The sequence below is a fragment of the Streptomyces sp. NPDC057424 genome, assembly GCF_042803315.1.
In the GTDB taxonomy this organism is placed as follows: Bacteria; Actinomycetota; Actinomycetes; order Streptomycetales; family Streptomycetaceae; genus Streptomyces.
On sequence record NZ_JBHVCP010000066.1, the window covers coordinates 1 to 20,437 of the forward strand.

The 20,437-nt window shown below is 72.0% G+C and carries 22 protein-coding genes; 5 read left to right on the forward strand and 17 right to left on the reverse strand.

What is annotated here, in order from left to right; all coding sequences use genetic code 11:
• Positions 1-22: 22 nt before the first annotated feature.
• From gatB to ACFU3E_RS33265, 5 genes are all read right to left on the reverse strand, one after another.
• The gene (gene gatB, locus ACFU3E_RS33245) at positions 23-1,537 is read right to left on the reverse strand and encodes an Asp-tRNA(Asn)/Glu-tRNA(Gln) amidotransferase subunit GatB (protein ID WP_384166822.1); all 1,515 of its coding nucleotides are present in this window, start codon (positions 1,535-1,537) and stop codon (positions 23-25) included.
• 14 nt (positions 1,538-1,551) lie between these two features.
• The gene (locus ACFU3E_RS33250) at positions 1,552-1,791 is read right to left on the reverse strand and encodes a hypothetical protein (protein ID WP_384166824.1); all 240 of its coding nucleotides are present in this window, start codon (positions 1,789-1,791) and stop codon (positions 1,552-1,554) included.
• Positions 1,788-3,296 (reverse strand): Asp-tRNA(Asn)/Glu-tRNA(Gln) amidotransferase subunit GatA, encoded by a 1,509-nt coding sequence (gene gatA, locus ACFU3E_RS33255; RefSeq protein WP_384166827.1) that lies wholly within the window; start codon positions 3,294-3,296, stop codon positions 1,788-1,790. The genes ACFU3E_RS33250 and gatA overlap by 4 nt, the downstream gene beginning before the upstream one ends.
• Positions 3,297-3,301: 5 nt before the next feature.
• On the reverse strand, positions 3,302-3,598 hold the full coding sequence (gene gatC, locus ACFU3E_RS33260) for an Asp-tRNA(Asn)/Glu-tRNA(Gln) amidotransferase subunit GatC (RefSeq protein WP_018531282.1): 297 nt from the start codon (positions 3,596-3,598) through the stop codon (positions 3,302-3,304).
• A gap of 162 nt (positions 3,599-3,760) precedes the next feature.
• On the reverse strand, positions 3,761-4,132 hold the full coding sequence (locus ACFU3E_RS33265; RefSeq protein ID WP_384166830.1) for a DUF4267 domain-containing protein: 372 nt from the start codon (positions 4,130-4,132) through the stop codon (positions 3,761-3,763).
• An 87-nt stretch (positions 4,133-4,219) separates the two neighbouring features.
• Between ACFU3E_RS33265 and ACFU3E_RS33270 the strand changes: the two genes are divergently transcribed.
• Positions 4,220-4,807 carry a TetR/AcrR family transcriptional regulator gene (locus tag ACFU3E_RS33270; protein ID WP_384166833.1) on the forward strand — a complete coding sequence of 196 codons (588 nt, stop codon included), beginning with the start codon at positions 4,220-4,222 and terminating at the stop codon, positions 4,805-4,807.
• A gap of 230 nt (positions 4,808-5,037) precedes the next feature.
• Here ACFU3E_RS33270 and ACFU3E_RS33275 read toward each other — a convergent pair whose 3' ends face one another.
• The 6 genes from ACFU3E_RS33275 to ACFU3E_RS33300 all read right to left on the reverse strand — a co-directional run bounded on the left by ACFU3E_RS33275 (position 5,038) and on the right by ACFU3E_RS33300 (position 12,963).
• Positions 5,038-7,305 (reverse strand): putative bifunctional diguanylate cyclase/phosphodiesterase, encoded by a 2,268-nt coding sequence (locus tag ACFU3E_RS33275; RefSeq protein ID WP_384166836.1) that lies wholly within the window; start codon positions 7,303-7,305, stop codon positions 5,038-5,040.
• Between the two features lie 259 nt (positions 7,306-7,564).
• Entirely contained in the window at positions 7,565-9,760 is a 2,196-nt protein-coding gene (gene ligA / locus ACFU3E_RS33280) for an NAD-dependent DNA ligase LigA (RefSeq protein ID WP_384166839.1), read from the reverse strand.
• A 15-nt stretch (positions 9,761-9,775) separates the two neighbouring features.
• Entirely contained in the window at positions 9,776-10,783 is a 1,008-nt protein-coding gene (locus ACFU3E_RS33285; protein WP_384166842.1) for a methionine synthase, read from the reverse strand.
• Positions 10,784-10,813: 30 nt separating this feature from the next.
• Positions 10,814-11,503, reverse strand: a complete 690-nt coding sequence (locus ACFU3E_RS33290; protein ID WP_384166844.1) for an SDR family oxidoreductase — start codon at positions 11,501-11,503, stop codon at positions 10,814-10,816.
• A 120-nt stretch (positions 11,504-11,623) separates the two neighbouring features.
• Entirely contained in the window at positions 11,624-12,163 is a 540-nt protein-coding gene (locus tag ACFU3E_RS33295; protein WP_384166847.1) for a TIGR00730 family Rossman fold protein, read from the reverse strand.
• Positions 12,160-12,963: a class I SAM-dependent methyltransferase gene (locus tag ACFU3E_RS33300; RefSeq protein ID WP_384166850.1), complete on the reverse strand. Its 804-nt coding sequence runs from the start codon at positions 12,961-12,963 to the stop codon at positions 12,160-12,162. The genes ACFU3E_RS33295 and ACFU3E_RS33300 overlap by 4 nt, the downstream gene beginning before the upstream one ends.
• Positions 12,964-13,044: 81 nt before the next feature.
• On the opposite strand from ACFU3E_RS33300, the gene ACFU3E_RS33305 reads away from it, so the two are divergent.
• Positions 13,045-13,368, forward strand: coding sequence for a DUF427 domain-containing protein (locus ACFU3E_RS33305; RefSeq protein ID WP_248507304.1), 324 nt, complete (start codon positions 13,045-13,047; stop codon positions 13,366-13,368).
• Positions 13,369-13,429: 61 nt separating this feature from the next.
• The gene (locus tag ACFU3E_RS33310) at positions 13,430-14,212 is read left to right on the forward strand and encodes an alpha/beta fold hydrolase (RefSeq protein ID WP_384166853.1); all 783 of its coding nucleotides are present in this window, start codon (positions 13,430-13,432) and stop codon (positions 14,210-14,212) included.
• 56 nt (positions 14,213-14,268) lie between these two features.
• Here the strand turns inward: ACFU3E_RS33310 and mnmA are convergent, their stop codons facing one another.
• Positions 14,269-15,399, reverse strand: coding sequence for a tRNA 2-thiouridine(34) synthase MnmA (mnmA, locus tag ACFU3E_RS33315; protein WP_384166856.1), 1,131 nt, complete (start codon positions 15,397-15,399; stop codon positions 14,269-14,271).
• A 60-nt stretch (positions 15,400-15,459) separates the two neighbouring features.
• Between mnmA and ACFU3E_RS33320 the strand changes: the two genes are divergently transcribed.
• A complete protein-coding gene (locus ACFU3E_RS33320; protein WP_384166859.1) occupies positions 15,460-16,125 on the forward strand; it encodes an N-acetylmuramoyl-L-alanine amidase in 666 nt (221 codons plus the stop codon).
• Between the two features lie 90 nt (positions 16,126-16,215).
• Here ACFU3E_RS33320 and ACFU3E_RS33325 read toward each other — a convergent pair whose 3' ends face one another.
• The 3 genes from ACFU3E_RS33325 to ACFU3E_RS33335 all read right to left on the reverse strand — a co-directional run bounded on the left by ACFU3E_RS33325 (position 16,216) and on the right by ACFU3E_RS33335 (position 18,000).
• The gene (locus ACFU3E_RS33325) at positions 16,216-17,385 is read right to left on the reverse strand and encodes a cysteine desulfurase family protein (protein WP_384166862.1); all 1,170 of its coding nucleotides are present in this window, start codon (positions 17,383-17,385) and stop codon (positions 16,216-16,218) included.
• 139 nt (positions 17,386-17,524) lie between these two features.
• Positions 17,525-17,791 (reverse strand): DUF4190 domain-containing protein, encoded by a 267-nt coding sequence (locus ACFU3E_RS33330; RefSeq protein ID WP_384166865.1) that lies wholly within the window; start codon positions 17,789-17,791, stop codon positions 17,525-17,527.
• A gap of 44 nt (positions 17,792-17,835) precedes the next feature.
• Positions 17,836-18,000 carry a hypothetical protein gene (locus ACFU3E_RS33335; RefSeq protein WP_384166868.1) on the reverse strand — a complete coding sequence of 55 codons (165 nt, stop codon included), beginning with the start codon at positions 17,998-18,000 and terminating at the stop codon, positions 17,836-17,838.
• Between the two features lie 116 nt (positions 18,001-18,116).
• Here ACFU3E_RS33335 and ACFU3E_RS33340 point away from each other — a divergent pair, with 116 nt between their 5' ends.
• The gene (locus ACFU3E_RS33340; protein WP_384166871.1) at positions 18,117-18,755 is read left to right on the forward strand and encodes a TetR family transcriptional regulator; all 639 of its coding nucleotides are present in this window, start codon (positions 18,117-18,119) and stop codon (positions 18,753-18,755) included.
• Between the two features lie 100 nt (positions 18,756-18,855).
• On the opposite strand, the gene ACFU3E_RS33345 is transcribed toward ACFU3E_RS33340, so the two are convergent.
• Together ACFU3E_RS33345 and ACFU3E_RS33350 are read right to left on the reverse strand one after the other, a co-directional pair.
• Positions 18,856-19,242, reverse strand: a complete 387-nt coding sequence (locus tag ACFU3E_RS33345; RefSeq protein WP_384166873.1) for a hypothetical protein — start codon at positions 19,240-19,242, stop codon at positions 18,856-18,858.
• 109 nt (positions 19,243-19,351) lie between these two features.
• Positions 19,352-20,212 (reverse strand): thioesterase family protein, encoded by an 861-nt coding sequence (locus tag ACFU3E_RS33350; RefSeq protein ID WP_384166875.1) that lies wholly within the window; start codon positions 20,210-20,212, stop codon positions 19,352-19,354.
• Positions 20,213-20,437 lie beyond the last annotated feature (225 nt).

A 20,437-nucleotide genomic window follows, 5' to 3' on the forward strand; every position in this document is an offset into this window, starting at 1 on the left:
CCCCTCTCCCGGGTCCGAGGGCTCAGCCCTCGCCGACGCCCAGTTTCTGAAGGATCAGCTCCTTGACGCGGGCCGCGTCGGCCTGACCGCGCGTGGCCTTCATGACCGCGCCGACCAGGGCGCCGGCCGCGGCCACCTTGCCGCCGCGGATCTTGTCCGCGACGCCCGGGTTGCCGGCGATGGCCTCGTCGACGGCGGCCGTCAGCGCGCCCTCGTCGGAGACGACCTTCAGGCCACGCTTGTCGACGACCTCGTCCGGGGTGCCTTCGCCCGCGAGGACGCCCTCGATGACCTGCCGGGCCAGCTTGTCGTTCAGGTCGCCCTTCGCGACGAGCTCGGTGACCCGGGCGACCTGCGCCGGGGTGATCGCCAGTTCGTCGAGCGCCTTGCCCGACTCGTTGGCGCTGCGGGCCAGCTCACCCATCCACCACTTGCGGGCCGAGGCGGCGTCGGCCCCGGCCTCGATGGTGGCGACGATCGGCTCCAGCGCACCGGCGTTGAGGATCGCCTGCATGTCGGTGGCCGAGACGCCCCACTCCTCACGGAGCCGGTTGCGGCGGACCAGCGGCAGCTCCGGCAGTCCGGCCCGGATCTCCTCGACCCACTCACGGGACGGGGCCACCGGGACGAGGTCGGGCTCCGGGAAGTACCGGTAGTCCTCGGCCTCCTCCTTCACACGACCCGAGGTCGTCGACCCCGTGTCCTCGTGGAAGTGCCGGGTCTCCTGGATGATCGTGCCACCGGACGACAGCACGGCCGCGTGCCGCTGGATCTCGAAGCGGGCCGCGCGCTCCACGGACCGCAGCGAGTTGACGTTCTTCGTCTCCGAACGCGTGCCGAACTTCTCGGTGCCGTTCGGGCGCAGCGACAGGTTCACGTCGCAGCGCATCTGGCCCATCTCCATCCGGGCCTCGGAGACGCCGAGCGCCTTGATGAGCTCGCGCAGCTCACGGACGTAGGCCCGCGCGACCTCGGGGGCACGCTCGCCCGCGCCCTCGATCGGCTTGGTGACGATCTCGATGAGCGGGATGCCGGCGCGGTTGTAGTCCAGGAGCGAGTGCGAGGCGCCGTGGATCCGGCCCGTCGCGCCGCCGACGTGCGTCGACTTGCCGGTGTCCTCCTCCATGTGGGCGCGCTCGATCTCCACGCGGAAGGTCTCGCCGTCCTCCAGCTGCACGTCGAGGTAGCCGTTGAAGGCGATCGGCTCGTCGTACTGGGACGTCTGGAAGTTCTTCGGCATGTCCGGATAGAAGTAGTTCTTCCGGGCGAAGCGGCACCACTCGGCGATCTCGCAGTTCAGCGCGAGGCCGATCTTGATGGCGGACTCGACGCCGGTCGCGTTGACGACCGGCAGCGCGCCGGGCATGCCGAGGCAGACCGGGCAGGTCTGCGTGTTGGCGTCCTGGCCGAGGGCGGTCGAGCAGCCGCAGAACATCTTGGTCTTGGTGCCGAGTTCGACATGGACCTCGAGGCCCATGACGGGGTCGTACGACGCGAGTGCGTCCTCGTACGACACCAGGTCGGTCGTGGTGGTCACGGTGAACTTCCCTCTCAGCCCAACAGGACGTCTTCGTCGCCCAGCTGCTTCAGCTCGCGGTAGAGAATGGCCAGGTTGGTGACGACCGCCGCTCCGGTCACGACGGCGTCGAGCAGCCGCAGCGTGTCGTTGTCTCCGCGGGCCTTCTTGATCTGCTTGTAGACCCCGACGGCGCCGAACGCCGACGTGGCCATCGAGATGTACAGACCGGACTTGGACTTCTTGAAGCCCTTGGCCTTGGACAGTGCGCTCACAGCGACGGAGCCTCCTCGATCAGCGGGTGGCCCCACTTTTCCACGAAGGCGGCCTCGACGGCGGCACCCACCTTGTAGAGGCGGTCGTCCTTCATGACGGGGGCGATGATCTGCAGGCCGACCGGGAGGTTGTCCTCCGGGGCGAGACCGCACGGCAGCGACATGGCCGCGTTGCCCGCCAGGTTGGTCGGGATGGTGCACAGGTCGGCGAGGTACATCGCCATCGGGTCGTCGGCGCGCTCGCCGATCGCGAAGGCGGTGGTCGGGGTCGTCGGGGAGACGATCACGTCGACCTGCTCGAACGCCGTGTCGAAGTCCTGCTTGATGAGCGTGCGGACCTTCTGGGCGCTGCCGTAGTAGGCGTCGTAGTAGCCACTGGACAGGGCGTACGTGCCGAGCATGATGCGGCGCTTTACCTCGGGGCCGAAGCCGGCCTCGCGGGTGAGGGAGGTGACCTCCTCGGCGGAGTGCGTGCCGTCGTCGCCGGTCCGCAGGCCGTAGCGCAGGCCGTCGAAGCGGGCGAGGTTGGAGGAGCACTCGCTCGGCGCGATCAGGTAGTAGGCCGACAGCGCCAGGTCGAAGGACGGGCAGTCCAGCTCGACGATCTCGGCGCCCAGCTCCTTGAGCAGCGCGACGGACTCGTCGAAGCGCTGGATGACGCCGGCCTGGTAGCCCTCGCCGCGGAACTGCTTGACGACGCCGACGCGCATGCCCTCGACCGAGCCGTTACGGGCGGCCTCGACGACCGCCGGGACGGGCTCGTCGATGGAGGTCGAGTCGAGCGGGTCGTGCCCGGCGATGACCTCGTGCAGCAGGGCCGCGTCCAGGACCGTGCGGGCACAGGGACCGCCCTGGTCGAGGGAGGAGGAGAAGGCGACCATGCCGTACCGGGAGACCGCGCCGTACGTCGGCTTCACCCCGACCGTGCCGGTGACGGCGGCGGGCTGGCGGATGGAGCCGCCGGTGTCGGTGCCGATGGCGAGCGGGGCCTGGAAGGAGGCCAGCGCGGCGGACGAACCGCCACCGGAGCCGCCGGGGATCTTGGTGAGGTCCCAGGGGTTGCCGGTCGGGCCGTAGGCGCTGTTCTCGGTGGAGGACCCCATGGCGAACTCGTCCATGTTGGTCTTGCCGAGGATGACCACGTCGGCGGCCTTCAGTCGCTGGGTGACCGTCGCGTCGTACGGCGGGATCCAGCCCTCGAGGATCTTCGAGCCGACGGTCGTGGGCATGCCCTCGGTGGTGAAGATGTCCTTCAGCGCGAGGGGCACACCGGCCAGGGGCCCGAGCTTCTCCCCCTTGGCACGCTTCTCGTCGACGGCACGGGCCTGGGCGAGGGCGCCCTCGCGGTCGACGTGCAGGAAGGCGTGCACCTTCTCGTCGACGGCCTCGATGCGGGCGAGGTGGGCCTCGGTGACCTCGACGGCCGTGAGCTCGCCGGAGGCGATCTTCGCGGCGGTCTCGGCGGCCGTGAGCCTGATGCAGTGTTCGATGTTCTTGGCCGTCATGGCGGTTAGTCCTCCCCCAGGATCTGCGGCACCTTGAAACGCTGCTGCTCCTGGGCCGGGGCGCCGGAGAGCGCCTGCTCGGGGGTGAGCGACGGACGGACCTCGTCCGCCCGCATGACGTTCGTCAGCGGGAGGGGGTGCGAGGTCGGCGGTACGTCTTGGTCGGCGACCTCGCTGACGCGGGCGACCGCGCCGATGATGTCGTCCAGCTGTCCCGCGAAGTGGTCGAGCTCTTCGGGCTTCAGCTCCAGACGCGCCAGCCGGGCGAGGTGGGCGACCTCCTCGCGCGTGATGCCAGGCATGCAGCGATCCTCTGGGGTGAGTGAATGGGTTTGGCCTAATCCTATGGGGCGGGGGACCGTGCCCGTGAAACGGTTTGCCGCGCCCCTCCGTGACGGCGGTTCCACCGGGCCTCGTTGTCCAGTCGGCCCACTCGGACAGGCCTCGTTCGTCGGGCGGCGCGCTCAGACCGCGAAGAGCAGTCCGGCAGTGATCAGGACGACGACCGCTGTGGCGAAGTGGACCCCGAAGGCCACCGCCTTGGCACCGCCGTGGCGCAGCACGATCAGTGTGTCGCCGAGCGGCACGAGTGCCACGCCGAGCATGAACCAGGCCTCGGCACGGATGCCCGCGAACGCGAGCAGCGCCAGGCCGACCAGCCCGAAGGTGCCGTCCCGCAGGCCCTTGATCGTCAGGTAGGCGCCGGCATCGCCGCCGGGGTCGGCCGGGACGCCGTACCCCGCGGCGGCGGGGGCGGGCCGGAACAGGAACCGGTAGCCGAGGAACAGGCAGAACAGGTTGAGCACGACGGCCAGGGTGCAGGCGGCGACGGTCACGTCTCTTCTCCTCGCTAGCAGCGCTAGGGACTAGAGCGAAGCTAGCAGAGCGTCGACAGGAACACTAGCAGTGCTAGCATCTCGCTCATGACGATCCAGACGCGCCGGGAGCGCGAGCGAGCCGAACGTGAGCGGCTGATCGTGGCGGCCGCACGTAATCTGGCGGAGGCGGAGGGCTGGGACGCGGTGACCACGCGTCGGCTCGCCGAGGAGATCGAGTACAGCCAGCCGGTCCTCTACAGCCACTTCAAGGGCAAGGACGCGATCATGGCGGCGGTGGCGGTGCAGGGCTGCGCGGACCTGGCCGGCGAGCTTCGGGCCGCGCGCACGGCGGCCGGGAGCGCCCGCGAGGCGCTGGCAGGGGTGGGCGGGGCGTACACCGCCTTCGCCCGGCGGCGGCCCGCGCTCTACGACGCGATGTTCACGCACCTCGTGGACCTGCCGTTCGCCACACCCGAGGCGCCGGCACCCCTGCAGGACGCCTTCGGCGAACTGCTGCGGGCCGTCCAGCCGATGGCGGCCGAGGGCGAGGACACGGGGTTGCTGACGGAGACGTACTGGGCCGGACTGCACGGGCTGGTGACCCTGATGCGCAGCGGCCGGCTGCCAGAGGAGGCGCACGAGCGACGGCTGGCCCTGCTGATCAGCCACTTCGCGCCTCAGGGCACGGACTGAGCACTCCTCCAGAACGACCGGGCGGAGCGGACCGGGCGGAGCGGACCGGCCGAACAGACCGGACGGACCGGACGGACCGGAGCCGCGGGGACGCACCGCGCGGCACGAACCGCTGCCGCCGTACCGCCTCGCACGGCCGGGAGGCCCAACCGCTGGGCAGCCGCGGGCGGGAGAGGCTCACCCCCCGGCCGGACCGCACAGCCGGATGAGCGGAACGGCGGCCGGGAGGGTCACTCGTCGGCTGTCGCCGCGGGCAGCGCGGCGCGCGGTCGCTGCCACCCCCGGGGCCCCCGCGCCCGCAGCCACGCCGTGGTCTCCTCCGGGGGCATCGCCGCCGCGACCAGCCAGCCCTGGACGGCGTCGCAGCCGAGGTCGCGCAGGCGTTCCCAGGTCTCGTCGTCCTCGACGCCCTCGGCGACGACGAGCAGGCCGAGGGAGTGGGCGAGGTCGACCGTGCAGCGCACGATCTCGGCGTCCTCGGTGTCGACCGCGAGCCGGGCCACGAACGAACGGTCGATCTTCAGCTCGCTGACCGGGAGCCGGCGCAGGTGCACGAGCGAGGAGTAGCCCGTGCCGAAGTCGTCGAGGGACATCTTCACGCCGTGCGCGGTCAGTTGGTTGAGGGTGTCGGCGGCGCGCTGCGGATCCTCCAGCAGGACGTGTTCCGTGATCTCCAGTTGGAGCGCTCCCGCCGGGACGCCGTGCCGGGCCAGCCGGGCGGCGACGGAACCGGCGAAGCCGGGGGTGTGCACATCGCGCGGGGAGACGTTCACCGCGACCGGGACGAACAGGCCCTGCTCCCGCCAGCGCGCGACCTGGCCGAGCGCGGTCTCCAGGACGTACTCGGTGAGGTGGGGCATCAGGCCCGAGGACTCGGCGATCGCTATGAACTCGTCCGGCGGCACCTTGCCCCGCTCGGGATGCACCCAGCGGACCAGGGCCTCCAGGCCGGCGACCTGGCCGTCGAAGCGGACCTTGGGCTGGTAGTGCAGATGCACCTCGTGCGCGTCGAGGGCGCGGCGCAGATCGCCCAGCAGGCCGAGGCGGTCGGGGGTGTTGGAGTCGCGCTTGGACTCGTAGACCTCGACGCCGGTGCGGTCCCGCTTCGCCTGGTACATCGCCACGTCCGCCCGCCGCAGCAGTCCCTCGGCGTCCAGGGCGTGGTCGGGGAAGACGGCGACCCCGGCGCTGGCCTCCAGGACGAGAGTGAGGCCGTCGAGGTCGAGGGGGGAGCTGAGGGCGGCGACGAGGTTGCGGGCGACCCGGGTCGCGGACGTCGTGGAGTCGGCGACCGGCAGTAAAACGGCGAACTCGTCCCCGCCGAGCCGGGCGGCCTCCGCCCCGCGCGGCAGCGCCACCCGCAGCCGGTCGGCGATCTGCAGCAGCAGCCGGTCACCGGCCAGATGACCGAGCGTGTCGTTGACCGACCGGAACCGGTCGAGGTCGATCAGCATGAGGGCGGCGCGTGCGTTGATCCGCTCCGCGTCGTCGAGCGCCGTCCAGATGCGCTCCAGCAGCCACTGGCGGTTGGGCAGCCCGGTCAGCGGGTCGCGCAGTTGCTCCTCCGCCCGGGCCCGGGCTATCCACAGGGTGGAGTCCAGGGCGATCAGGGGGATGGAGAACAGCGGCAGCAGGATCGGCTTGGCTACGGCGACCACGCAGACCAGCGGCGCGATCCCCAGCAGCGCGACCGCGACCAGGCCTTGTCTGACCAGTGCGGTGCGGGCGACGGTGGGCAGCCCGGGGCGCGGGGCGTGCAGGTACCAGAGCAGGACCCGGGTGACCATCAGGTAGGCGACGGCGACCAGGGCCACCTGGGGTGCGGTGGCGAGGGTCCAGGCGGCGGGCTCCGCCGGGGACTCGACGGACGGCACGGTTCCGAAGGCGGCCAGCACGAGCGCGCCGGCGCCGATGCCGAGGAGGTCGACCGCGCCGTGCAGCACGCCCTGGCGCCAGCGGTTGCGACGGGCTACGCCGACCAGCACGACGACCGTGAGGCTGACCATGCCGGCCGGAACCCAGCCGTAGAGCAGCAGCACGGCGAGGGTGAGGGCGGCGCCCGAGCCGGTGCCGCCCCACCAGCGGGAGCGGCCCAGCATGACGAGGTGGCCGACGATGACGCCGGTCAGCACGGCCAGCGCCCAGCCGGCCGTGCCCGCCGGGAAGAGCGGGTGGCCGCCGGTGAAGGCGCGGTAGAAGCCGGCGCCCAGGACGAATCCGGCCGCCGCGACGACCGCCGCGGGCAGCGCGGGCCAGGACTGGTGCCGTTCGCCGTCCGCGTCGTCCGCGCCGGTCAGTCCGGGCGGGTGTTCGGTGATCGCCTGCGCGCCGGGGCCGTCCGCGGCGCGCCCCCCGCCGCCACGCCCGTCCGGGGTGTACTGTCCGACGGCGCGCACCTCCGCACCCGGACGCCCCGCCCCGCGGACTGCACGCCATGCGGCCGCCACGCGGCGCAGGAGCAGGCGGGAGCCCGGCACGGCGCTCTCGGTCGGTTCCATTCCCGTCCCTCTCACAGCCGGCGGTGCCCACGCCCCGCGGCCCGGTGCCCGACAACCCTTGGGCGGCCCGCGCTGGAAAACCCTTCCCCGCGCTCTGTGCGAGCACGAAGATGCCCCGACCGCAGCTGGGCACGGCAGGCGCACATCTCAACAGTAGGCCGCAGAAGGCTTCCACGGGCAGCGGTCGCCGACGGTTGCCCGAATGCGCCCCGGCCACCCGTATGCATCTGGTATGCGCCGAACGGGTGGCCTTCAACCGCTACTCCTCGGCCGAAAGAGCGACTTCGGCCGCCGCTTCCGGTCCCTGCTCCAGCAGGACGCCGAAACCCTCCTCGTTCAGGACCGGAACCTTCAGCTGCATCGCCTTGTCGTACTTCGATCCGGGGCTGTCCCCCACCACGACGAACGACGTCTTCTTCGAAACAGAGCCGGTCACCTTCGCCCCGCGGCTCTGCAGCGCCTCCTTGGCGCCGTCCCGGGTGAAGTGTTCGAGGGTGCCGGTGACGACGACGGTGAGCCCTTCCAGGGGGCGCGGCCCCTCGTCCTCGCCGGTGCTCTCCTCCTCCATGCGGACGCCGGCGGCCTTCCACTTACGGATGATGTCGCGGTGCCAGTCCTCGGCGAACCACTGCTTGAGGGAAGCCGCGATGGTCGAGCCGACGCCCTCGGTGACCGCCAGTTCCTCCTCCGTGGCCTGGTCGATGCGCTCGATCGAGCGGAACTCGCGGGCCAGCGCCTCGGCCGCGACGGGCCCGACGTGACGGATCGACAGGCTGGTGATGACGCGGGCGAGGGGACGCTCCTTGGCCGCCGCGATGTTCTCCAGCATGGCGATCGCGTTCTTGCGGGGCTCGCCCTGCTGGTTCGCGAAGATCGTGGCGACCTTCTCCTCGCCGGTCTTCGGGTCGCGCTTGGGCAGCCCGCTGTCCGGGTCGAGGACGTACGCCTTGATGGGCAGGAGCTGCTCGATGGTGAGGTCGAACAGGTCCCCCTCGTCCACCAGCGGCGGGGTCTTCGGCTCCAGCGGGGCGGTGAGGGCGGCGGCGGCGACGTAACCGAAGTGCTCGATGTCCAGGGCCTTGCGGCCCGCGAGGTAGAACAGGCGCTCGCGCAACTGGGCCGGGCAGGTGCGGGCGTTCGGGCAGCGCAGGTCGACGTCGCCCTCCTTCATCGGCCGCAGCGCCGTACCGCACTCGGGGCACTCGCTCGGCATCACGAACTCGCGCTCGCTGCCGTCGCGCAGGTCGGCGACCGGCCCGAGGATCTCGGGGATGACGTCACCGGCCTTGCGCAGTACGACCGTGTCCCCGATGAGGACGCCCTTGGCCTTGACCACGTCCTGGTTGTGGAGCGTGGCGAACTCGACCTCGGAGCCCGCGACCGTGACCGGCTCGACCTGGGCGTACGGGGTGACCCGGCCCGTGCGGCCCACGCCCACACGGATGTTGACGAGCTTGGTGTTGACCTCCTCCGGCGCGTACTTGTAGGCGATGGCCCAGCGCGGCGCGCGCGAGGTGGAGCCGAGGCGGCCCTGGAGCGGGATCTGGTCGAGCTTGACGACCACGCCGTCGATCTCGTGCGCCACGGAGTGGCGGTTCTCGCCGAAGTGGGCGATGAACTCCCGGATACCGTCGAGGCCGTCGACCACCCGGTTGTGTCCGGAAGTGGGCAGACCCCAGGTCTTCAGCAGGTCATAGGCCTGGGAGAGGCGGGTCAGGCCGGTGAAGCCCTCCAGGGCACCGATGCCGTGGACCACCATGTGCAGGGGGCGGGTGGCGGTGACGCGCGGGTCCTTCTGGCGCAGTGAACCGGCCGCCGCGTTGCGCGGGTTGGCGAAGGGCTTGTCACCGGCCTCGACGAGACGGGCGTTGAGCTCCTGGAACTTCTCCATCGGAAAGTAGACCTCGCCGCGGATCTCCACGAGGTCGGGGACGGAGTCGCCCTTGAGGCGGTCGGGGATCTCCGCGATGGTCCGGACGTTCGGCGTGATGTCCTCGCCCGTGCGGCCGTCGCCGCGGGTGGCCGCACGGGTGAGGCGGCCGTGCTCGTAGGTGAGGTTCACGGCGAGGCCGTCGACCTTCAGCTCGCACAGGAAGTGGTACTCCTGCTCGCCCAGTTCCCTGGCGATGCGCTCCGTCCAGGCGGCCATCTCCTCGTCGTTGAACGTGTTGTCGAGGGAGAGCATGCGCTGGCGGTGCTCGACGGCCGTGAACTCCGTCTCGTAGGACCCGGAGACCTTCTGGGTCGGCGAGTCCGGCGTACGCAGCTCCGGATGCTCCTCCTCCAGCGCCTCCAGGGAAAGCAGCAACCGGTCGAACTCCGCGTCGCTGACGACGGGAGCGTCCTTCACGTAGTACCGGAAGCGGTGCTCCTCGATCTGCTCAGCGAGGCGCGCGTGGTTCTCCCGTGCCTCGGCGGGCACCGTCGTCGTCTCCGCCTGCTTGTCCCCGGCCACCGTGTCGTCCTCCCGTTACTCTGGGTTGTCCGCGAGGGATCTCGCCGCCCGGGCGCAGTGCGCGAGAGCCGTGCGCGCGTACCCCGGGGAGGCCCCCGCGAGTCCGCACGCCGGGGTGACCGTGACCGCCTCCGCGAGAAGCCCCGGTGACAGCCCCAGCCTGCGCCACAGCGTCCTGACACCCATGACGCTACCGGCAGGGTCTGACAATGGGCCCTCCGCGGACGGGACGACACCGGCGAAGAGGCGGGTGCCGCCCTCCACGGCCTCCCCGATCGCCTCGTCGTCACGCTCGGTGAGGAGAGAGAAGTCGAAGGAGACGGCGGCCGCACCGGCCCGGCGGAGCAGGGCGAACGGCACGTCCGGGGCACAGGAGTGGACCACGAGCGGGCCGGTCGTGTGCACCCCGGCGAGGTCGCGCAGCGTCTGCTCGACGACCTGCCGGTCGACGGCCCGGTGGGTGCGGTAGCCGCTGGCGCTCTTCACCTGGCCGCGCAGGACGGCGGTGAGGGACGGCTCGTCGAGCTGGAGGACGAGCTGCGCGCCGGGGATCCGCCGCTGCACCTCGGCGAGATGCAGCCGCAGGCCCTCGGCGAGGGAGGCGGCGAGGTCACGGCAGGCCCCCGGGTCGGAGAGGGCCACCTCGCCGCCTCGCAGCTCCAGGTGGGCGGCGAGAGTCCAGGGGCCGACGGCCTGGACCTTCAGCGGCCCTTCGTACTCCTGCGTGAACTCCTCCAGGGCGTCGAGGTCCTCGCCGAGCCAGGAGCGGGCCCGCTTGGTGTCGCGCCCCGGCCGGTCCCCCAGCCGCCATCCGCTGGGCTCCACGCGCGCGTACAGCTCCACGAGCAGGCCGGCGGTCCGCCCGATCATGTCCGCGCCGGGGCCCCGGGAGGGCAGTTCGGGCAGGAAGGGGAAGTCCTCGAAGGTGCCGGTGACGGTCTTGGCGGCCTCACGGGCGTCGCCGCCCGGCATGGACCCCACGCCGGTGGCCGTGCCGAACCTGAACTGGCTGTTTTCGCTCACCGGAGAAGCCTACGCAGGGCTGGGCCGGGGTCAGCTCCCCGGGCGCACGGTCAGGTCGTTGACCTCCGCGTCCCGCGGCAGGTCCAGGGCCATGACGATCGTCGTGGCGACCGACTCCGGGTCGATCCACCGCGCTGCGTCGTACTCCTTGCCCTCCTGCTGGTGGACCTTGGCCTGCATGGGGCTGGCCGTGCGGCCGGGGTAGACCGAGGTGACACGGACTCCGTTGCCGCGCTCCTCGTGGCGCAGGGAGTCGGCGAGGGCCTTCAGGCCGTGCTTGGAGGCGGCGTACGCGGACCAGTCGGCGTGGGCGTTGAGGCCGGCGCCGGAGTTGACGAAGAGCACGTGGCCGCGGGCGGCGCGCAGTTGGGGCAGGAAGTGGCGGGTCAGCTCGGCGGGGGCGACCAGGTTGACGTTGAGCTGGTGGCGCCAGGTCTTCGGGGTGAGCTCGCCGACCGGGCCGAGGTCGACGACGCCGGCGATGTGCAGCAGGGAGTCCACGCGGTCCGGCAGCGACTGGTGGGAGAAGGCCCAGGAGAGCTTGTCGGGGTCGGCGAGGTCGCCGACCAGGGTCCTCGCCCCGGGGAACTCGGCCGCCAGTTCCTTCGCGCGGCCCGCGTCACGCGCGTGCAGCACGAGGTCGTCCCCGCGCGCGTGCAGGCGGCGGGCCACGGCCGCGCCGATGCCGGAGCCGGCTCCGGTGATCACATGAGTAGCCATGCCCGCCATGCTCGCATCACATCCGGGCCACGCCGCGTACCGGTCCGGGCCCTGGCCACGTCCCGGCTCACCCTCGCAGCAGGGGCCACCCGGCGGCCCGGCTCCCCCGCGCGGCCGGGGTCACGCGATGCCCCGGCTCTCCTCCAGGTACGCCAGCGCGCCCACCGGCTCCTCGGCGAAGAACACCAGGTCGGTGAGCGGCCGGGGCAGGAAGCCCTCGGCGTCCATGCGGCGGAACTGCTCCTTCAGGCCGTCGTAGAAGCCGGCGGTGTTGAGCAGGACCACCGGCTTGTCGGTGTGCCCGTGCTTCTTCAGCTCCAGGATCTCGGTCGCCTCGTCGAGCGTGCCCGTGCCGCCGACCATGACGACCACGGCGTCGGCCTTCTCCAGGAGGAGCCTCTTGCGCTCGGCGAGGTCCTTGGCGACTACCATCTCGTCGACGCCCGAGCGGGCCCTGGCCGCGAGGAACTGCACGGAGACGCCGGTCAGCCGGCCGCCCGCCTCCTGCACTCCGTCGGCGACGACCTTCATGAGGCCGACGTCGGAGCCTCCCCAGACGAGCGTGTGACCGCCCTTGCCCAGCAGGGTGGCGAACTCCCGCGCGGGGCGGGTGTAGCGCTCGTCGAGGTCTGCGGCGGACAGGAAGACACATATGTTCATGAGCCCACCGTACGGGCCCGGTCCGCGGTGGCGGTGACCCGCATTTTGGACTGCCGGTGGGGCAGGCGCTCCCAGTCGTCCATGAACCGGGCGGTCAGGCCGTGCCGCGCGGCGAGGCCGGTGAGGGTCCGCGTCCGGTAGTAGAAGTCCTCGTGCAGGACCTGGTGCTCCTCGCCCTCGGTGCGGTCGAAGGTGAAGTCGAAGAACCCGCCGGGCGCGAGGATCCGGCCGACGTGGGCGAAGCACTCCTCGATGACGTGCAGCGGCGAGTGCGAGAAGACGCTGTGCGCGTGCACGACGTCGAAGTGCGCGTCCGGCAGGAAGGCGAAGGTGAGGTCGTCGGCGAGCGCCAGGTAGGGCAGTTTGGGCTGGAGCTTCTCGGCCACGAGGGTGTCCTGGGCGGCGAGCAGGATGTGCGGCGAGATGTCGATGCCGTAGTAGTGCCCGGTGTCGAGGTGGTCGATGAACAGCCGCCCGGCGCGCAGGTTGCCGCAGCCGATCTCCAGCATCCGGTGGTGCGGCCGGAGGCCGTGGCCCACCAGGTAGTCGAACTGCATGCGGCCGATCCGCGCCCACTGCTCGCGCGAGGGGTTGTGCCCCACCGCCGCCTCGGTGCTGCGGGCCGCGTCCGAGGCCATGACGGCCCGGTAGTAGGCGATGTGGTCGGGGTGGCGCAGCCGCAGCCAGGCGTCCCGCACCGTGCGCCGGGCGTGCGCGGGCACACGCTCCGGGTGGCGCAGGGCGTACCGGACCTGGTGGAGCAGGCGGGAGCGGTTTCCGGCCGTTTCCGTGGCGCGCATGGGGGCCTCCTGCGGCGAGGGAAGAACTCCGCTTCAGCCTGCGCTGTACCTCAGGAGTCGGCTACCCGAGGAGGGGCGATCGTGACCAGAGGGCATCGCATCACCATCGAGCGGAGCGGCGGGCACGTGCGCGTGGTGCGCGGCGGGCAGGTGCTGGCGGAGAGCGACCGGTCGCTGGTGCTGCGCGAGACGGGCTGTCCCGAGCGGTACTACATCCCGCCCGAGGACGTGCGCCTGGATCTGCTGACGCCGTCCGACGCCCAGACGTACTGCCCGTTCAAGGGCACCGCCTCCTACTGGTCTCTGCCGGACGCGCCGGACCTCGTCTGGGCGTATCCGGACCCCAAGCCGGACGTCGCCGAGATCAAGGACCACCTGTGCTTCTACGAGGTGGAAGTGTTCTGATCGGCTGACGCGCCGCCCGCCTCATCGATGAACACGGCGCCGTGCGGCAGTCTGCATGAGCATGGACAAGAAGATCCTTTCGCGCGACGGCACCCGCATCGCCTACGAGAGCACCGGACGCGGCCCCGCGGTCGTCCTGGTGAGCGGCGCGATGTCGACGGGCGGCACCCTGGCGCCGCTTGCCGTGTCGCTCTCGGAGCGTTTCCAGGCCGTGGTGTACGACCGCCGGGGCCGCGGCGCCAGCGCGGACACCGCGCCGTACGCCGTGGAGCGTGAGGTCGAGGACCTGGCCGCGGTGATCGAGGCGGTGGGCGGCGAGGCGTACCTGTACGGCATCTCCTCGGGCGGGGCACTGGCACTGGAGGCGGCGGCGAGCGGACTGCCGGTGCGGCGCGTGGCCGTCTACGAGACGCCGTTCGCGATGTCCGAGGAGGGCGCCAAGGAGCGTGCGGAGTACACCGAGCGGCTGACGGAGGCACTCGGCGAGGGGCGGCGCGGGGATGCGGTCGAACTGTTCCTGCGGCTGGCCGGCCTCGCCGAGGGGATGATCCAGGGCGCCCGCCAGTCCCCCATGTGGGCCGGCATGGAGGCGATGGCATCGAGCCTCGCCTACGACGACGCGGTGATGCGCGACGGCCGGGTCCCCCGCTCCCGGCTGGGCTCGGTCGGCGTGCCCGTCCTGGCGGTCGCGGGCGACGCGAGCCCGGCCTGGCTGCGCGAGGCGGCCCGGGCGATCGCGGACTCGGTCCCCGAGGGCACGTACCGCACGCTCCAGGGGCAGACGCACATGGTCGAGCCGAATGTGCTCGCGCCGGTGCTGACGGAGTTCTTCAGCCGGAGCTGAGGGGGCGGCACGGGGGCACGCGTGCGTGGAGCCCGGCCCCGGTCCGTGCGGCGGGATCAGGCGACGCCCGCGGTCGCCCGTTTCGTCGACGCGATCGTCGCCGAGCCCACCACGCGCGTGCCGTCGTACAGCACGATCGCCTGGCCGGGGGCGACGCCGCGGACGGGCTCGGTGAAGGTGACCTCCAGGGAGCCGTCGACGACCTCGGCGGTCACCTCGGTCTCGCCGCCGTGGGCGCGCAGCTGGGCCGTGTAGGTGCCGGGGCCGGTGGGGGCGGCGCCGCACCAGCGGGGCTTGACGGCGGTGAGGGCGCCGACGTCCAGGGCGGACGCCGGGCCGACGGTCACCGTGTTGTCCACCGGCGAGATGTCGAGGACGTAGCGCGGCTTGCCGTCGGGGGCCGGGGTGCCGATGCGCAGGCCCTTGCGCTGGCCGATGGTGAAGCCGTACGCGCCCTCGTGCGTGCCGAGCTTCGCGCCGGTCTCGTCGACGATGTCGCCCTCGGACCTGCCGAGCCTGTCCGCCAGGAAGCCCTGGGTGTCGCCGTCGGCGATGAAGCAGATGTCGTGCGAGTCGGGCTTCTTGGCCACGGCCAGGCCCCTGCGCTCGGCCTCCGCGCGGATCTCGTCCTTGGTGGTGACGGTGTCGCCGAGCGGGAACATGGCGTGGGCGAGCTGCCGGTCGTCCAGTACGCCGAGGACGTATGACTGGTCCTTGGCCATGTCGGAGGCGCGGTGCAGCTCGCGGGTGCCGTCCTCGCGGACGATCACCTGGGCGTAGTGGCCCGTGCAGACCGCGTCGAAGCCCAGCGCGAGCGCCTTGTCGAGGAGGGCGGCGAACTTGATCTTCTCGTTGCAGCGCAGGCAGGGGTTGGGGGTGCGGCCGGCCTCGTACTCGGCGACGAAGTCCTCGACGACGTCCTCGCGGAAACGGTCGGCGAGGTCCCACACGTAGAACGGGATGCCGATGACGTCCGCGGCGCGGCGGGCGTCGCGTGAGTCCTCGATGGTGCAGCAGCCCCGCGCGCCGGTCCGGAAGGACTGGGGGTTGGCGGAGAGCGCGAGGTGGACTCCGGTCACGTCGTGGCCCGCTTCGGCCGCGCGGGCGGCGGCGACGGCGGAGTCGACTCCGCCGGACATGGCGGCCAGGACGCGGAGGGGGCGGGGGCGCTGCGGGGTTTCAGTCATAACCCTTCCAGGGTACGGGGGCGCGGGAACCAGGGCCGCCGGGTATCCGTTGACGATCACATGGGAGAGCGGAAGGCTTCGAGGGACGGCGACCGGAAGGTCGGCCGCCGCGCGCTGCTGATCGGGGGCACGGTGGCCGCGGCGGGTTCCGCCGTGCTGGCCCGTGACGAGTTGGCGCGGCTGTGGTGGCGCGCTCCGGGCGTCGAGAAGCCGCGCAAGGAGGGCGAGGTCGACTACACGGGGGCCCGCTGGGTGGCGGCGTCGGAGGCGAACTGGCGCCGCGCGGACCGCCCCGACGACTTCGGCATAGACATGGTGATCGTCCATGTCACGCAGGGGAGCTTCGACAGCGCGGTGAAGGCCTTCCAGGACCCGGGGCACAAGGCGGCCACGCACTACATCGTCCGCCAGGACGGGCACGTCACGCAGATGATCCGCGAGCTGGACGTGGCGTACCACGCGGGCAACCGCGACTACAACGAGCGCAGTGTCGGCATCGAGCACGAGGGCTTCGTGGACCGCCCGCAGGACCTCACGGACGAGATGCACGAGGCCTCGGCCCGTCTCACGGCCCGGATCTGCGCCCGCTACGACATACCCGTCGACCGCGAGCACATCATCGGCCATGTGGAGGTCCCGGGCACGGACCACACGGACCCGGGGCGGCACTGGGACTGGGAGAAGTACATGCGCCTGGTACGGCGGGCGCGTACGGCACCGGCCTGACCGTGCGGGCCCGTTCCCAACTGCCGCCGCGAGGGCCCCGGTCGGGCCTGTTGCTGGCCGCGCGGCAGGCACCGCTCTCGCGACAGGCGCTTACGTCAGCCCCGCCGCCCTCGCCCGTTCCACCGCCGGGCCGATGGCCTTGGCCAGGGCCTCGATGTCGGCCTCCGTGGAGGTGTGGCCGAGGGAGAAGCGCAGGGTGCCGCGGGCCAGGTCGGGATCGGTGCCGGTGGCGAGGAGGACATGGCTGGGCTGGGCGACGCCGGCGGTGCAGGCGGAGCCGGTGGAGCACTCGATGCCCTGGGCGTCGAGCAGGAGCAGCAGGGAGTCGCCCTCGCAGCCGGGGAAGGTGAAGTGCGCGTTGGCCGGAAGGCGCCCCTCCGGGGCCGGGTCGCCGCCGAGGATCGCGTCCGGCACGGCCGACCGGACCGCGGTGACGAGGGCGTCGCGCAGGGCGCCGATCTCGCGGGCGAACCACTCCTGCTGCTCGGCGGCCAGCCGTGCGGCGACGGCGAAGGAGGCGATGGCGGGGACGTCGAGGGTGCCGGAGCGCACATGGCGCTCCTGGCCGCCGCCGTGCAGGACCGGTACGGGAGCGTACTCACGGCCGAGGATCAGCGCGCCGATGCCGTAAGGGCCACCGATCTTGTGGCCCGAGACCGTCATCGCGGCGAGGCCGGAGGCGGCGAAGTCCACGGGGATCTGGCCGAAGGCCTGGACGGCGTCCGAGTGCAGTGGCACTCCGAACTCGGCTGCCGCGTCGGCGAGTTCACGGACGGGCAGGATCGTCCCGATCTCGTTGTTCGCCCACATGACGGTGGCGAGGGCCACGTCGTCGGGGTTGCGGGCGATCGCCTCGCGCAGGGCGTCGGCGTGGACGCGGCCGTGGGAGTCGACCGGCAGGTACTCGATGGTGGCGCCCTCGTGTTCGCCGAGCCAGTGCACGGCGTCGAGGACCGCGTGGTGCTCGACGGGGCTGGCGAGGACGCGGGTGCGGGCCGGGTCGGCGTCGCGGCGTGACCAGTAGAGGCCCTTGACGGCGAGGTTGTCGGCCTCTGTGCCGCCCGAGGTGAAGACGACCTCGCTGGGGCGGGCACCGAGGGCTTCGGCGAGGGTCTCGCGGGCCTCCTCGACGGTGCGGCGGGCCTGCCTGCCGGATGCGTGGAGGGAGGACGCGTTGCCGGTGGCACCCAGCTGGGCGGTGAGCGCCTCTGCCGCCTCCGGGAGCATCGGGGTGGTCGCGGCGTGGTCGAGGTAAGCCATGGTGAGCCCGATTCTACGGCTCCTCGTCGACCGGTCTCGGATCAAGGCCGGCGGAACGTGAACGCCTTCCGGCGCGGCGACGGCCCGTCGCCCCCGGGCCCGGCCGCGGCGTACCGGCGGACGGCTGTCCGACGGCGGCTCAGAAGCTCCACGAGATCGTGCTGTCGAACTCCATGAAGGCCGCGAGGACCAGCAGGTCGGCGACGCCCAGGCCCAGGCCGAGCCAGGCACGGCCGCGACGCTCCGTGCCGCGCCACAGGGCGACGCTCGCCAGCACGATGGCGGCCGGGCCGAGGAAGAGGTTCAGCACGAGCAGGCCGAGCAGGCCGAGGATGAAGGACGCGACGGCCATGCCGTCGGTGTCCCGGATACCGGTGCGGCGCGAGGCCGGAGCGGTGAGCTGCATGGTGATCGGCTCCCGAGGTCGGATCGAAGGGGTGGTGGTCGGTGTCAGTGGGCCTGCGTGTGGCGCCGACGACCGCGCTCGCGGAGCGCGAAGATGCCGAGCCAGACGGCGATGACGGCGCCGGCGGCGACGGAGAAGGTGAGCGGCGCGTGGGCCACGGTGCCGAGGACGACACCCAGCAGCAGGAGTGCGGCGACGATGAACAGCACGGGAAACAGCCCCCAGGGTTTCGGTGAACGGTTGTAGTTACAGTTGTTCACTGACTTCCCAGTCTAGCGTCTCTCATGACTTTTCAATTCCAGAGAACAGTTGTTAACTGCATGGTATGAGTCACACCCTCGGCATCCGGCAGGCCCAGAAGCAGAAGACCCGGCAGGCACTCCTGGACGCGGCCCTCGGGCTGCTGGAGGAACAGAGCCTGAGCAGCCTGGGACTGCGCGAGGTCACCCGCGCCGTCGGCGTCGCCCCGACCGCCTTCTACCGCCACTTCCGCTCCACGGCGGATCTGGGCGTGGCCCTGGTCGAGGAGGCGCTGGGCAGCCTGCACCCGATGATCCGGACGACGGTGTCCGCGACGGGTGATCACGAGGAACGCGTCACGCGCGCCATCGGCCTGATCGCCCGTCACGTCGACGGGTACCCCGCCCACGTGCGGTTCATCGCCCGTGAACGACATGGCGGAGTTCAGCCGGTCCGGGAGGCGATACGGGATCAACTGGCCCGGTTCGCCCAGGAGGTCAAGGACGAACTGGCCAAGGACCCGGTGTCCGGCGGCTGGAGCGAGGGCGACCTGCTGATGCTCGCGCATCTCTACGTCGACCAGATGCTGATCACGGCGTCGCAGTTCCTGGAGGCCCTGGAGGGGCCGGAGGAGGAGCGCGCGGACCGGGCCCGGCACGTCACCCGGCTGGCGACCCGCCAGATGCGGCTGATCGGCCTCGGCCGACAGCACTGGCTGGATTGACGGATTGACACCCCCGGACCACACACAGGGGCGGCGCGCCCGTTTCGCCGGACGCGCCGCCCCTGCCGTGCGCCGGGGAGCCTGATCGGTCTTCCCGCGCCTACTGCTGCTTCTGCGACTGCTGGGACTGCTGGCCCTGCCCCTGCCCGCCCGCGGCCTGACCGCCGCAGTCACCGCCCGGACCGCCCTGGCCGCCCTGCCCGCCTCCCGGCGCACCGCTGGGCATTCCCGAAGAGGCCCCGGACGGCGTGCCCGTCGGCTTGGCTCCTACGGAGGGGGCACCCGACGGGGCTCCCGACGGCGCACCGGAAGGGGCACCGGACGGAGCGCCCGAAGCCGCCCCCGAGGGCGCCTGACAGGCCTGTTGCCGCCCGGAGCCGCCGCCGCTGTTCGAGGAGGACGAGGAGTCGCCCGATCCGCAGGCCGCCAGGGCGAGCGGCGAGAGCGCCAGCAGGGCCGCGGCGGGGAGGAGACGCACACGCTTCATGGGAGACAGCTCCAGGGAAGATGAGGGAGTCCTGAGGCGAGTACTCAACCAACGCCCCTTGGGCCTCCCTTGGGACTGCCCTGTGACCTGCCTGTCAGCGAGGCAGAGTTCAGCCCAGCCGGACCCGTGCCAGCTGCCGGGACTGCGCGACCAGCCGGTCCGCGCTGTCCCACACCTCGGCGTCCTCCTCCAGGAAACCGCCGGAGAGGTTGCGCGTGGTGATCGACACCCGCAGCGGCCCCGGCGCCGGGCGGCAGCGGACGTGCACGGTCAGCTCGACGGTCGGCACCCAGCCCTTCAGCCCGATCTCGAAGGCGGTGGGCGGCAGCGCGTCGACCGCGAGCAGCAGGGAGAACGGGTCGGGGTCGCGCCCGTCCTTGAGTCCGAACCAGGCGCGCATCTCGCCCTTGCCGGAGGGTTGCCCGAGGGCCCAGCCCAGGGTCGACGGGTCGAGCTTGAGCATCAGCCGGTCGGCGATCGCCGAGCTGCCGTCGACGGGGGCGGGCCCGTCCTCCGGACCGAAGCAGTGCTCCAGCGGCGGGATCGCGGGCGGCCGGGCCGTCGTGCGGACGTCGTCGGGCAGGGTGTCCAGGTCGCCGTAGGAGGCGAGGACGCGGATGCGTTCCACCTCGCGGCCCTCGTCGTCGTACTGGAAGAGGGAGGCCTGGCCGGTCGACAGGGTGCGGCCGGTGCGGACTACGTCGGTGCGCACGACCGCCGGGCCGGGCTGGGACGCGGTCAGGTAGTGCGCCGAGATCGTGAAGGGGTCGGCGTGCGGCAGGGCGTCCGCGAGGGCGCGGCCCAGGACGGCCAGCAGGTAGCCGCCGTTGACGGCGCTGATGATCGTCCAGCCGGCGGAGAGGTCGATGTCGTAGACGCCGGGCGCGCGGAGGGTGAGCGCGGTGTCACGGTCGAACTCACTGTCGCCGATCGCGGCCCGATGGGCCGGGGCGGTGGCTGCTTCTGGCATGGGTGAACAATACAAGAACTAGCTACTAAGCGGTAGCTTTGTGTTCGCGACCCGGGTAACGCCCGGGTGAGACACGGGCAGACGGCTACGCGGCCACCGTGGCCCTGGAACAGGCCGCCGAGGCCCCGACGCCGTGCACGTCGCGAACATCCCGCAGAGCGCGGGCGGCCGCAGCAGGGCACTGTGGCGGCCACGGGTGGTCCCGGTGTTCCGCCGGCCGGCCCA

Excerpts from the sequence above, each read along its gene's own strand:
- gatA (WP_384166827.1), bottom strand. The coding sequence starts at position 3,296 with ATGACGGCCAAGAACATCGAACACTGCATCAGGCTCACGGCCGCCGAG.
- gatC (WP_018531282.1), bottom strand. The coding sequence starts at position 3,598 with ATGCCTGGCATCACGCGCGAGGAGGTCGCCCACCTCGCCCGGCTGGCG.
- ACFU3E_RS33270 (WP_384166833.1), top strand. The coding sequence starts at position 4,220 with ATGACGATCCAGACGCGCCGGGAGCGCGAGCGAGCCGAACGTGAGCGG.
- ACFU3E_RS33275 (WP_384166836.1), bottom strand. The coding sequence starts at position 7,305 with ATGGAACCGACCGAGAGCGCCGTGCCGGGCTCCCGCCTGCTCCTGCGC.
- ACFU3E_RS33290 (WP_384166844.1), bottom strand. The coding sequence starts at position 11,503 with ATGGCTACTCATGTGATCACCGGAGCCGGCTCCGGCATCGGCGCGGCC.
- ACFU3E_RS33295 (WP_384166847.1), bottom strand. The coding sequence starts at position 12,163 with ATGAACATATGTGTCTTCCTGTCCGCCGCAGACCTCGACGAGCGCTAC.
- ACFU3E_RS33300 (WP_384166850.1), bottom strand. The coding sequence starts at position 12,963 with ATGCGCGCCACGGAAACGGCCGGAAACCGCTCCCGCCTGCTCCACCAG.
- ACFU3E_RS33310 (WP_384166853.1), top strand. The coding sequence starts at position 13,430 with ATGGACAAGAAGATCCTTTCGCGCGACGGCACCCGCATCGCCTACGAG.
- mnmA (WP_384166856.1), bottom strand. The coding sequence starts at position 15,399 with ATGACTGAAACCCCGCAGCGCCCCCGCCCCCTCCGCGTCCTGGCCGCC.
- ACFU3E_RS33320 (WP_384166859.1), top strand. The coding sequence starts at position 15,460 with ATGGGAGAGCGGAAGGCTTCGAGGGACGGCGACCGGAAGGTCGGCCGC.
- ACFU3E_RS33325 (WP_384166862.1), bottom strand. The coding sequence starts at position 17,385 with ATGGCTTACCTCGACCACGCCGCGACCACCCCGATGCTCCCGGAGGCG.
- ACFU3E_RS33330 (WP_384166865.1), bottom strand. The coding sequence starts at position 17,791 with ATGCAGCTCACCGCTCCGGCCTCGCGCCGCACCGGTATCCGGGACACC.
- ACFU3E_RS33340 (WP_384166871.1), top strand. The coding sequence starts at position 18,117 with ATGAGTCACACCCTCGGCATCCGGCAGGCCCAGAAGCAGAAGACCCGG.
- ACFU3E_RS33345 (WP_384166873.1), bottom strand. The coding sequence starts at position 19,242 with ATGAAGCGTGTGCGTCTCCTCCCCGCCGCGGCCCTGCTGGCGCTCTCG.
- ACFU3E_RS33350 (WP_384166875.1), bottom strand. The coding sequence starts at position 20,212 with ATGCCAGAAGCAGCCACCGCCCCGGCCCATCGGGCCGCGATCGGCGAC.